Source organism: Dokdonia sp. PRO95 (assembly GCF_000355805.1).
In the GTDB taxonomy this organism is placed as follows: domain Bacteria; phylum Bacteroidota; class Bacteroidia; order Flavobacteriales; family Flavobacteriaceae; genus Dokdonia.
The window spans coordinates 1,759,101-1,772,087 of record NZ_CM001837.1 but is presented as its reverse complement, the minus strand read 5'-3'; the positions used below and the strand labels follow the sequence as shown (position 1 = coordinate 1,772,087).

Here is a 12,987-nt window from a genome sequence, read left to right as displayed (position 1 = left end):
ATTAAGCTATGTTTGTATTATGTGGTAAAGCTGCTCGATCTTCTTGAGCTTCATTTTCTGCCTCTTCTTCCATCTCTTTTACTGCTCGCTCTTGATTTTCTCGAGGAGTTTTACGCCCCTTTATAAGTCTATCTGTGGTCGCTTTTGCCCAGTTACTAAAGGAAAGAAAAATAGGTAGCATTACAAGTGTAAGTATCGTGGCAAAACCAATTCCATAAGCGATAGAAATCGCCATAGGTATTAAGAACTGTGCTTGTCTACTTTCTTCAAAAATAAGTGGTGCAAGTCCTGCTATCGTTGTTATAGATGTCAAGAATATAGCTCTAAAACGTGAACGCCCAGCGTCAAAAATAGCATCGTCAAAGGTCATCCCCTCTCTAAGATTAGTATTGAACTTACCTATTAATACGAGGCCATCATTTACCATAATACCTACGAGTGCGATAATACCTAACATAGATAAAATATTAAGCGGAAAATCATGTACCCAATGCCCCCATGCTACTGCAGGAAGACTTAAAGGAATTAAAAGCAACAACATTAATGGCTGACTATAACTTCTAAAGGTAAAAGCAATCACAATGTATATAAGCGCGAGCACAGTAAGTCCCACCGGCTTTAAAGAACCTGTTAATTTACCAGCCTCTCTATTCTGACCTTCATAAGATGGGGTTACCGTAGGATACTTTGATAAGATTTCTGGCATTACATTAGTGCGCAAATCTGTCATAACATCTGTAGCACTTACCTCTTTTGGATTTTTGAGATCTGCAAGTATTTGTATTTCTCTCCTTCCCTCTAGGTGGTTAACAGCCACATCACCTCTTTCTATGGTATAGCTCGCTATCTCATTAAGTGGCACTTTTGAACCACTAGGGGTAAGTATGCGCATATCATCTAGGTCTGTAATAGAAGATCTATTATCACGATCATATCGCACCCAAACTCTTATCTCATCTTGCCCCCTTTGAAAACGTTGTGCTTGTGACCCAAAGAATCCTGCACGCACCTGCGTCATTACTGTTTGCAAGTTGAGGCCAAGAGCATAAGCAGACTCATTAAGCTGTAGTCTTATTTCCTTGATTCCCGCTGGATCATTATCTGTAATATCCTTAAGTACAGGATTGGACTCAAGAGATTGCTTTAATTCTGCCTTAGCTGCTTTAAGCTCTGTAATATTGTTTCCTAGTAAGGAAACTGCTACTGGGCTTCCTCCAAAGTTTCCACCACCTCCGTACACGAGGCTCTCTTTCCCTATGACTGGCCCCACTTTCTCACGTATCATATTACCAACAAGAATGGAAGTAATATCATTAGGTCTTTCTTCACCAGGGAGTAAGTTTACACTGAGCGTCGCTGTAGAAGTTCCAGGGCCTAATGTTTTGATGATATTCTCAAACAATGGTCCGTCTATCTCGTTGTTGTATTTTTCTGAAAGCTCTTTATTTACTTCAATAGCTTTCATTTCAATCATAGAGATAATACTATCTGTCACTCCCGCATTTGTACCGTTAGGCATATTGAGAGTTATACGTACATTATCACTTGCTACATTAGGAAAGAATGCACCTCTTATAATCCCCGCTTGAAAACTCCCTGAAGTCAATAAGATAAAAACAATAAAGAAGGAGAACATCAAAAATTTGTAGTCTAATGCAAAACGCAATATAGGGCTATACACTTTATCACGTAACCAGACCATAATGCGATCTCCAAACTCGTTTACATAGCGCAGTTTTGAAAACACATTTGCAATTCCTTTTTTGGGGCGGTTATCCTGTTTCTTTAAGGCTTTAGAATGCGCAAGGTGGGCCGGAAGAATAATAAGAGCCTCAACTAATGATACTGCTAGGGTAAGCATTACAATTACAGAAACTTCTCCAAAAAACTCCCCTATTCTCCCATCCAAGAATAAGAAAATACCAAACGCAAGAATAGTCGTTAATATAGCAGAAATAATAGGAGGCAATACTTCCATGGTACCATCTACTGCAGCTTGCACTGGTGACTTACCGCGTTCATAATGCTGATAGATATTTTCGGCAATTACAATACCATCATCTACTAGAATACCTATAACGATAATCATCCCAAATAAAGACAATACGTTTATAGTTACATTAAAATACCCCGCCAGCATAAACATTCCTAAAAAAGCTACTGGAAGTCCAAAGGCTACCCAGAAGGCAAGTCGGGTATTTAAAAATAATGATAGAAAAATAAGCACAAGTATCATCCCTACTACAGCATTCTCTGTAAGTAAAGCAGTACGCTGTACAAGTGTTATAGATAAGTCATTTACAACGGCAAGTTGCACGTTATTGTATTTGTCATTAAAGTCTGCAATATATTCTTTTGCTTTCTCTGCAGCACCTATAAGGTCTTCTGTGTTTGTAGAGGTGATAGAAACATTTACAGCAAGATTTCCATTGAAGTAGTTTGCATTAGGTGTTTCAGAGAAGCGATCTCTTACGGTTGCTACATCTTTAAGACGTATGGTTCTTCCGCTGGCGTCAGATCTTACAATAACATTAGAGAGTTCGTCGCCATAATAAGCCCTGTTATTTGCTCGTATGAGATACTCCTCTGCTTCTGTTTTTATAGATCCTCCCGTAGTAAGGATATTTGATCTACTTACTGCCTGAGATACATCTGCAAACGAAAGATTATAAGCTAGCAAGCTATTCTCGTTTACGGCGATTTCGATTTCCTCATCAGGATAACCTGATACGTTTATTTGTGATATACCCTCAATTGCTCTTAGGTCATTCTCAACCTGCCTCCCTATTTGTTTAAGCGTAGCTAGCGTCACATCTTCTCCACTTATAGAAAAAGATATGGTCTGGCGTATTGCTTCTTGCTTTGCCACTACTAGTGGCTCCATACCAGAGGGAAAAGATGGCACACGATCTACAGCATTCTTAACCTCAAGAAGCATAAAGTCAATATCCTTTCCCTTCTCGATCTCTACATTTATATTTCCGCTATTCTCTCTTGAAGTAGAAGTTACTCGCTCTACACCATCTAGGCCTTTAAGATTATCTTCTATTTTGAGTACAATACCTTCCTCTACCTCCTGTGGGGAAGCTCCAGGGTAAACAACAGTAATGTTTATATTTTTTGAATCTACAAGTGGAAAAAATGAAGACTTTAATGATAAGGCTCCAAATATCCCAAAAACCACAAACATTAATACCACCACGTTAACAGCTACGTGGTACTTTATGAAGTACTCTATAATTTTACGCATCTTACTCGGCTGGTGCTTGTGATGAATCTTTCTCCTGGTAAATTTTTACAAGCATACCTGCATAAGCTCCTGGAACTGGCTTGCTTACAAGCTTTGTTCCATTAGGCACTCCTTTTACAACAACCTCTTTATCTGAGAAGTACACTGGCTTTACATCGATAATATCAAGAATAGAATCTCTTACGGTAAAGACTTGATTATTTGGCTGCAGCAATCCTCTTGCTATTGCAATCGCATCTGTCTCCTCTTTAGCTTGGAGCACAGCCTCAAGATAAACACCTTCTCTAAGCGCGCTGTCCTTTACTTCTATGTATGCATTTATAGTTTGTGAAGCTTGATCTATATTACCGTTTACTCTTGTCACCTTCCCAGTGTACGATTGGTCTCCATCAATCGTTGTAAGCGCTACTTCATTACCCACTTTAAGCAAATCTGCATAATTCTTACTTATTGCAACTTCAAGCTCATAAACACTTGTGTCAATAAATTCTCCTAGTTTTTGACCTGGGCGCACTAAAGTTCCCTCAGTAACCAATGCCTCGGTTAGTATTCCAGTAAAAGGTGCTACTATATTATACTTCCCAAGTCGTTGCTCGAGGTTCTTCACATTATAGTATGCAGTCTGAATGTTACGCCCTGAGATAAAGTAACCTTCCTTTTCTGAGGTAATTTCTGGAAGTGCAGGTGTTGACTTATTTACATCAAAGTTGCTAATATACTTCTGCCATTTAGGGTAAGCCTCTGGATAGTCTAATCTCAAATCTGGCATAATAGCAGTAATTTGATTAAACAAAGCACTCTTTTGAGATTGCACAGATGCATAATACTCTGCACTATTTAAACGTAATATAGTTTCTCCTCTTCTATAGGTTTGACCTGGCTTAAAGAGCTTACTTCCTTTTTGTAAAATTCCTTGTACTTCAGAGAACACCTCTAATCTGCGTTGCGCCACAAGGTTACCATTTGCCGAAATCTCGATAGGAACCACACCATTAACCACGTCCTCTACAAAGACTGTTTTAACCACCTTTTCAGGTTTTGGCCGTGTACGTTGGTTACTAGCAACAATTGCCTCAGAAGCAAAGAAAGCGCCTATTATGAGTAGTACTCCTAATAGAGAAAGGATGATTTTACGCATCGTATTTTTTTTGGTTGAATATGACCTAATGATCAATACGCAAAGCTAACCATGTCAAGCCGCGACTGTTGTTAACGATGTCTTAAAAAACCTCATAACTCCTAGAAGCACAAAATGAACCTCCACCACTTAAAATACTGATTAGGTTATGGATACAGAAGTAAGATTTAACGGTGACAATCTCACCCTTAACTCCCTCATTCTTAATAAAAACCAAATAACACTTGATACTATTTCTAAAAAAAATGTTTACAAAAAGAAAACCCCACTCAAATAGTGGGGTCTACAGTTTATGTGTTGTGATGAGTACGCTTTCGCGAAAGCGTAACTAAAATCTTAATTTAACGCATCCAGCTCCTCCGTTATCTTACCCCAATCTTCCATGTATCCATCTAGTTTCTTTTTCTTACTATTATAGTTATCAAAGAAATCTGGCTTAGCCACGGTCTCATCATAATTAGTTGCTAGGTCTGCATCAAGCTGCTTAACTTCTCTTTCTAACTTATTGATATTAGACTCCACCTTACTCAACCGATTATTAAGCGATTTGAGCTTCTTCTGATCTTCGTATGATTTTTTTGAACTTTTTACAGGAGCTTCTTTTTTAATAACGTCTCTTTTTTCAATCTCGCGTAAGTTAGTCACCTCGCGCTGTTCAAGATAGTAATCTACATCACCTAGAAACTCGCGTATACGGTGGTCTTTAAATTCATAAACACGATCTGTAAGTCCTTGTAAGAAATCACGATCGTGAGATACAACGATAAGAGTTCCTTCAAACTGCTTAAGGCTATCCTTAAGCACATTCTTAGATTTTATATCAAGGTGATTAGTAGGCTCATCCATCACAAGCACATTAAAAGGCTGTAACATCAACTTAGCCAGTGCAAGTCTGTTACGCTCACCTCCAGAAAGTACACGTACGTATTTATCAACCTCTTCTCCCCTAAAGAGAAAAGAACCTAGAATATTACGCACAAGTGGCCTGGTGCGCTCATCTGCTGCGTCAATCATAGTTTCCTCAACGGTTTTTGAACCGTCTAAATATTCAGCTTGATTTTGAGCAAAATATCCTATTTGCACATTGTGACCCAACTTCACATTCCCTTGATGCTCTAGCTCTCCTACAATTATCTTTGCCAGCGTAGATTTACCTTGGCCATTTTGCCCTACAAAGGCAGTTTTTGTATTTCGCTCAACAAGTAGATCTATGTTATTAAGTACTTTTTTATCACCATAGCTCTTTTCTACATCATTTGCCTCTACCACCACCTTTCCGGGAGTAATAGATACTGGGAATTTTAATGTCATCACGCTATTATCATCCTCATCTACCTCGATACGATCTATCTTATCAAGCTTTTTAATAAGCGATTGCGCCATAGTAGCCTTAGAAGCTTTTGCACGAAACTTCTCGATGAGTTTCTCGGTTTGCTCTATTTGCTTTTGCTGGTTCTTTTGAGAAGCTAGCTGCTGCTCTCTTAATTCTTTGCGTAATACGAGGTATTCTGTATACGGTTTTGGATAATCATATATGCGACCTAAAGAAATCTCTATTGTACGATTTGTAACGTTATCTAAAAACATTTTATCGTGTGATACAATTGCCACAGCCCCAGAATATCCTTTTAAAAAAGTCTCAAGCCAGATAATAGATTCTATATCTAAGTGGTTTGTAGGTTCATCCAGCAATAAGATATCATGATTTTGAAGTAATAGCTTTGCTAGCTCAATACGCATACGCCATCCACCAGAAAAGGTATCTGTAAGCTTATCAAAATCTTCACGTTTAAATCCTAATCCCTGAAGTATACGTTCTGTCTCTCCTTTATAGTTATAACCTCCATGTACTTCATATTGATGTTGCACATCATTAATATCAATCATCAGCTGGTTATAGCCTTCGCTCTCATAATCCGTACGAGTAGCCAGCTGATTGTTAATTTCATCAAGTTTTGCCTCTAGCTCTTTAATTTCTTTAAATGCTTCATATGACTCTTCAAGTACAGTTCTCCCTTCAATAAAGTCAATATCTTGCTTAAGAAAACCAATACTTATTTCCTTCTCAATGGCAATTGAGCCTGTATCATAAGGTTGCTCTCCAGAAATAATGCGCAACATAGTAGACTTACCTGCACCATTTTTACCTACAAGTCCCACACGATCTCCACCATTGAGACGAAAAGTGATTTCTTCAAAAAGATATTCACCTTGAAATGAGACAGAAAGGTTATGAATATTAAGCATAAGTAGATAAGTAAATATTATGATTTATAAAGTATGAGGACTGCAAAGATGCTTAAATTTGTACTCATAAACCAAAGAGATTATGGGAATTCTAAAAGGCAGCAAACTAAACAGTATTATTAATGGAAAATGTCCGGTTTGTCAAAATGAATCTATGTACAAAAACCCAAATCCGTACGTACTTTCCCAAACGCTTAAAATGCATGAACGCTGCTCTCATTGCAACACCAAATATAAAATAGAGCCTTCTTTCTTTTACGGAGCGATGTATGTAAGCTACCCTGTTGGGATTGCTTTTGCGACAGCAGCATTTGTAATCACCTACTTCTTTTTTGAGGCAACGCTAGTTAATACATTTATTGCAATTGTAGGAACTATGATTATATTCATGCCTGTGATCATGCGACTAGCTCGCAATATTTGGATTAACTTCTTCATGAAGTATGACCCCACTAAAGATCAACTATCAAGCAAATAAAAGTTTTCACTACTTAAATTTTTTAGGAAAACGCATCACATCCACTTCAGTAGGGAGCGCTTCTTGATATTCTAAAAAATTATATAGCAACTTTGCTAGCAACGGCCCTGCCATAATACCTCTTGTACCTAGCCCATTTAATATAGCTAGCTGGCTGTAGATAGGGTGAATACCTAGCAGTGGCCTTCTATCCCCCGTTGTTGGACGCACACCTGCCTCTTGGCCAACTACCTCATAAGCCACATTAATTAGCGCATCAAGCTTTTCTAAAAGCTCTTCACGAGCCTCTACTGTAGTTTGCCAGTCTTTATCTGTCCAATTATAAGTTGCTCCTACTTTATAAAGATCATTTCCCAATGGAACGATGAAAAATGAAGATTTTATCGCTGCATTTAATTGTAATTGTGGCGCACTGATAATTATATATTCTCCCTTATTACCTACTAAGGGCAATTTTCCGAAATAAGGATTTCTCTTCACTCCATAACCTTCGGCAAAGACGATTCGAGTGGCTCTATAACCATCGTAAGTTACTGAGGAGTCTTGTAATTGTAATAAGTCATAATCAAATACCGCTTTCGCGAAAGCGGACTTACCCGCAAGATATTTCTCATAAGAAGACTGCAGTTTTGTAATTGCAACTCTCCCTGTCTCTAGCACTTCCCCATAGTGAAATGGTGCGGAAATCTCATCTCGTTCTTCCTTTATTATCGCCGTTTTCACAAACCGATCTAGGCCAGGCTTATCACTTGCAGTAAACCAATTATTCTGATCTTCGATAGAATGGAATACTTTGCGCACAGGCAACTCCTCCATAAAGGACTCACCAAGTTTCTCTTCTAAAGTTCTAAAATACGGTATTGCAAGATCAAATTGCTCAATAGCCTTCCAAGGTAATGAGTAACGTTTAAGTATTACTGGATTGTACAAACCAGCGGCGACACGACTAGCTCCTTCTATTCCTTTATCTATAACAATAAAAGTCTTCCCATTGCGCTCACATTCTTCACAAAAGGCGATTCCTGCCAGCCCCAGACCTACAATAATATAATCTACTTCTTTCACCTTACAAAAATACAAGAATAGTAGCCTAACAGCTTGTAGGTAGCACTCCTATTTATAAGTTAAAAGTTATAAAGTAAAAAAGCCACCTAAACGAATTGCTTAGGTGGCTTATAATATGATTGGAAATTATTCTAGTAATTCCAAAGATCTTGTTCAATATCTCTAATGCGTTCTTTGATACGATCTGACTCTAATAACTGCATCATTGAGTTATCATTGATGTACTCTTTAACCTTACGATCACCTTGAACATTGTCCTCCTTATAGATAGTAGCATTAAAACGTCTACTATTTAACAAGTGATCAAATGAGATAGGCATTGATGTATTCTTACGATTAAATGCTTTTGCATTGTGCAATACGTCACGCGCTCCTGGAAACCATATCCAGAAAAGTTCAATATCTGCAGCACTTGCATCATCTAAGAAGTTTACATCACCAGAAACTGGAGCAATACCTAATAAGCGGTATTTAAGCTCTCCCTGACGCTTATCGATATACCAGTAACCACGTATGTGGTATGCATTAATATCATAAGCAGTAATCTCTGTACGCTCAATATTATAATCAGAGATAGATTCTCCAGCATTTAGTTGATCATATCCAGCATCAGAAGTATCAATTTTTACCATTGCGGCAGAAAGATCTCCTAACTGAATTTTTTCTGTAAAGTATGAGTCTCTATAAATAGCATCTATTTTACCGTTCTTAATATTCTTGACAAGAACATCAAAAAGTGAACGACGATCTGACCCCATATTTACAGTATCGATAGGATAGTATAAAGGGAAGTTTACGCGCTCATCAAGATCAACAACCTCCCAAGTATTTTTTGCCCATAATACGTCACGTTTTTCAACATAACCATATGGCAATGGATTGTCATTGTCCTTTGCTTTTTGCTCTTCGGTCACTTCAAACATTTCATCCGGTGTCTTTGCATTAAGGATATTTCCTTGCGCAAAAGCTGGGACTGCCATCAATAGACCGAGTGCAACAAAAATTAAACGTTTAAGACTCATAATTACTTATATTTTAGTTTGCTAACTCAATGATAATTGGAGAAACTGTCTTCAATCTGTATCCTGAGTTACCTTGTATACTTGCTTTAATATCAAAGATCTGTACTGTAGATCCTCTTTTTGCACGCTTTAGTGCAGATTTAGCAGCTGCATTAAGCTTGTTTCCTTGTACAGAAACTGTTGCCGCATCTCCTGCTCTAAACTTGAAGCTATTAACCCTTAAGTTAAGATCAAAATCAAAATCCGGAAGACTAGCGCCTATTGGTGCCGCTGCAACTGTATTTCTAGGCTTTTTAAGATTTCCTTTATCATCTCCACCTAGAGTACCTACTGGACGTGGAATATCTTTAATACGGAAAACAGCTTTATCAGAAACCGTACCACCTCCATCAGGAAGCTTTGCAGTTACATTAATAGTTACTTCACGTCCTTGACCAGGTGTCATTGTGTAGCTAGTACCAGATCTTTTAGAAAGACCAGCACCAGATGCACTTACAGCATTATTTGCAACACCTGCAAATGATATAGTCATCGGGTTTGCAACACCACGATATACCACGTTCATTTTATCTGCAGCAATAGTTGCAGAGTTAGGCTTGTTAATCGTTGTAAAAGCTTGTTCAACCGCTACTTCAATTTCTTTACCATCTTGAGGGTAAAACAATGATCCTGTAATTTTATGATCACCTACTCCTCCAGTATTAACTCCTAAAACGAGTTTACCACCGTCGTAAGAAACTTTACTTTCTGGAATTGGGCGTCCATCTAGCTTTAATTCTACTCTAGAAGGCTTTGTAGATGCATCTACACGACCTAAAGAAAGAACACCATCAAAAGTAGAACCAGTATAATAAGCTCCTTTTGAAGTTGTCATTACAGTTTCATAGTTATCTAAAGAAGCAAGCTCCTTAAGATTACCCGAAAGTAGTTTAGTTAATAGTTCGTTTTCAACAACCTTAATATCATTCTGTAATTGAGACATCTTAGTTAAAGAAGAAACTGATGGGAAACCTACAAAGTGATAAGAAATATAGTCTTGAGTTTTCTTAACATCATCACCTTCACCCCCAGTTACTACATCGCTAGTACTAAAGTCATTTTTAATTTGAGTAGCCAATGCTTCATTATCACCAACTAATTTCAACATACCTTCACGGTAAGTGTCCATTTGACTTAGATACTCACTTCCTTTTGGTGTGATTTTTCCGCCAGCATAGTATCTCTCATCTATGAAAGTCGTTTTATCCATTGCCTCATAATCTGTAGGATCTTCCATATCTCCAGTAAGCGCGGCTTTCTCCTCTTCTAAAAATGAAAACAACGTGTTACCTAGTTCCTTAGCATTCTTAGCCGTAACTGCAGCTGCTTTGAACTCTTCATTCTCATTTGCTTTTTTTGATATATCTGCAAATGCTAAGTCATTTTTAGCTTCAAATGAAACATTTGAACGCTCAAACTTTTCATTTATTGATCCGAAAGCAGATAATACTTCTCTTGACATCTGTAGTGCTAGCATCGCTATAAACACCAAGTACATCAAGTTTATCATCTTCTGCCTTGCGGTTTGTTTTCCTCCTGCCATTTTTTAAATTTTAGTTGTTAGTTTATTAATTGTGTAAACAACTAAAATTAGTTTTTGTTCATTGCAGAAAGCATTCCACCATAAACTCCGTTTAAAGAAGAAAGGTTTGTCGCTAGACTTTCCATTTGATCTTTAAGTTTACCAGCATTTTGAGTTACTTGCTCGTTGATTTCCGCTTGACGGCTAGATGACTCAACTTGTACTTTGTAAAGACTATTTAATGATTCCATTTGCGCAGCTGCAAGAGACATCTCTTCAGAATACTTTTTTGTAGAAGTCATTGCGTCTGCTGTAGGAGCAATACCTTTTGCTGCACCTTCAAAGCTGCGGATACTAGTTCCTAAGCTCGTCATAAGTTCAGAGTCAATCTTTGCTTCTTTAAGCATATTATCTAATTTTTTAGATAATTGAGCTTCAGCATCTACAGGAGTTGCTGCCTTTTTCTTTGATCCACTTGCACCACCTGCTAGTTCCGGGTAAACTAATGCCCAGTCGAGATCTGAATCAACTGGTTCAAAAGCAGAGATAAAGAAAACTAATGCTTCAGTTACAAGTCCTATAATAAGCATTAAATCTCCGCCTGGCCAGTGCATTAATTTAAAAAGTGCACCAATGATAACTACAGCTGCTCCAATACCGTAAACGGCATTCATTATTTTTTTTCTTGTTTGAGATTGTGCCATGATAAATTCTTTTAGTTAAGTTTAGTTAAGTAAGTTAAATTAGATTAAGTAATTGTTATAATTTGGGAATTATTCAATTCGTTATTTGTTCGGCTTTCTAAGGTTGATTTTCTCATCAACACCCATAAAGTCCTGCACGGTTCTAAAACCGATATAACTACGAGCAGAGTCTTGATACTCATAGTCACGTGAGCTTACCTGTAGGAAGTAAGCAACGTCTTTCCATGAACCACCACGTATAACTTTACGACGATTGTCTTTGTCATTTACGTTAGGGTTAATAGTAGACATATATTCATAAGAAGCTGGATCATAAGAAGAAGCTACCCACTCTGACACATTTCCTGCCATGTTGTACAGGTTGTAATCATTAGGTTCGTAAGCATCTGCTTCTACTGTATATAATGCCTGATCTGCACCATAATCACCTCTTAGAGGTTTAAAGTTTGCAAGGAAGCAACCTCTATCATTCTTTGCATAAGGACCACCCCAAGGGTAATCACCACTTTCTAGTCCGCCACGAGCAGCATACTCCCACTCTGCTTCACCAGGAAGTCTAAAACGATTTACAAATTGTCTCTTTTTTGATTTTTGGTGAGCGTTTTTGTACATCGTTCTCCATTCACAAAAAGCTTTTGCCTGCATCCAAGTAACTCCAACAACTGGATATTCACCATATGCATCATGCCAGAAATAATCATTATGCATAGGCTCATTGTACGAGTATGCAAAATCTTTAATCCAAACCGTTGTGTCTGGATAGATTTTTACTGTTTCTGTTTTGATATGATCTTTACGACGGCCGCCATTTTTCTTTGCGGCTTCTTGAATGTCGAGATATGTATAACGGAATTCTAATTTATCAACGTCAATAGTACGCTGTCCATTATAAGCCTCTTCCATTGGGATATACATGGTATCCATTACCTCAGCATAATACTCATCTGGATACTCTGCCGTATCCCAAATGATATCTAAATCTTTATTGAGTTTACGACCTTCAAAACCAGTTTCACCTAATCCAAAGTAGTTGTCATACATGTATTGTTCGTACGGCGTCATATTTTCTGGATCTGCATCGCTAAAAGCAAACTCACCTATACCACCATTACCTGGAGTTTCTCCAAGCTCATCTGCTAGAATCGCAAGTTTTGTACGTACTGTAGAATCACGTACCCACTCCACAAACTGTCTATATTCTGCGTTAGTGATTTCTGTTTCGTCCATATAGAAAGAGCGCACAGTCACTGTTTTTGTAGGAGCATCATTTACCGCAGCAAAATCATCATCACTCTTACCCATTATGAAAGCACCTCCAGAAACGAGGGTCATTCCATAAGGTTTTTCAGGGTTCCATCGCTTGCCTTTGGCACCGACGAGTTCCCCTCGATCGCCTTTGCCACAACTAGACAGCAAAGCTACTATCGCAATAAATGCAATATACTTTTTCATAGGATATTAGGTTAAGTATTCTAAAGTTAAGGGCGTAAACCTATTTATTTTATTTGTAATAAACAATTTA

The 12,987-nt window shown here is 37.9% G+C and carries 9 protein-coding genes; 1 reads left to right on the top strand and 8 read right to left on the bottom strand.

The window, feature by feature from the left end:
- Position 1: 1 nt before the first annotated feature.
- The 3 genes from D017_RS07835 to D017_RS07825 form a co-directional block, all read right to left on the bottom strand.
- On the bottom strand, positions 2-3,250 hold the full coding sequence (locus D017_RS07835; RefSeq protein WP_051583837.1) for an efflux RND transporter permease subunit: 3,249 nt from the start codon (positions 3,248-3,250) through the stop codon (positions 2-4).
- 1 nt (position 3,251) lies between these two features.
- Positions 3,252-4,388, bottom strand: a complete 1,137-nt coding sequence (locus tag D017_RS07830; RefSeq protein WP_035335762.1) for an HlyD family efflux transporter periplasmic adaptor subunit — start codon at positions 4,386-4,388, stop codon at positions 3,252-3,254.
- Positions 4,389-4,724: 336 nt separating this feature from the next.
- Positions 4,725-6,635, bottom strand: coding sequence for an ABC-F family ATP-binding cassette domain-containing protein (locus D017_RS07825; protein WP_035335761.1), 1,911 nt, complete (start codon positions 6,633-6,635; stop codon positions 4,725-4,727).
- 82 nt (positions 6,636-6,717) lie between these two features.
- On the opposite strand from D017_RS07825, the gene D017_RS07820 reads away from it, so the two are divergent.
- On the top strand, positions 6,718-7,113 hold the full coding sequence (locus tag D017_RS07820; RefSeq protein ID WP_035335760.1) for a DUF983 domain-containing protein: 396 nt from the start codon (positions 6,718-6,720) through the stop codon (positions 7,111-7,113).
- A gap of 9 nt (positions 7,114-7,122) precedes the next feature.
- Here D017_RS07820 and D017_RS07815 read toward each other — a convergent pair whose 3' ends face one another.
- From D017_RS07815 to gldK, 5 genes are all read right to left on the bottom strand, one after another.
- Positions 7,123-8,178 carry an FAD-dependent oxidoreductase gene (locus tag D017_RS07815; protein WP_035335759.1) on the bottom strand — a complete coding sequence of 352 codons (1,056 nt, stop codon included), beginning with the start codon at positions 8,176-8,178 and terminating at the stop codon, positions 7,123-7,125.
- A gap of 131 nt (positions 8,179-8,309) precedes the next feature.
- Entirely contained in the window at positions 8,310-9,200 is an 891-nt protein-coding gene (gldN, locus tag D017_RS07810; RefSeq protein WP_035335758.1) for a gliding motility protein GldN, read from the bottom strand.
- A gap of 13 nt (positions 9,201-9,213) precedes the next feature.
- Positions 9,214-10,782 carry a gliding motility protein GldM gene (gene gldM / locus D017_RS07805; RefSeq protein ID WP_035335756.1) on the bottom strand — a complete coding sequence of 523 codons (1,569 nt, stop codon included), beginning with the start codon at positions 10,780-10,782 and terminating at the stop codon, positions 9,214-9,216.
- Between the two features lie 47 nt (positions 10,783-10,829).
- On the bottom strand, positions 10,830-11,465 hold the full coding sequence (gene gldL, locus D017_RS07800) for a gliding motility protein GldL (protein WP_035335755.1): 636 nt from the start codon (positions 11,463-11,465) through the stop codon (positions 10,830-10,832).
- An 81-nt stretch (positions 11,466-11,546) separates the two neighbouring features.
- Positions 11,547-12,917 carry a gliding motility lipoprotein GldK gene (gene gldK, locus D017_RS07795; protein ID WP_035335754.1) on the bottom strand — a complete coding sequence of 457 codons (1,371 nt, stop codon included), beginning with the start codon at positions 12,915-12,917 and terminating at the stop codon, positions 11,547-11,549.
- Positions 12,918-12,987: the final 70 nt, after the last annotated feature.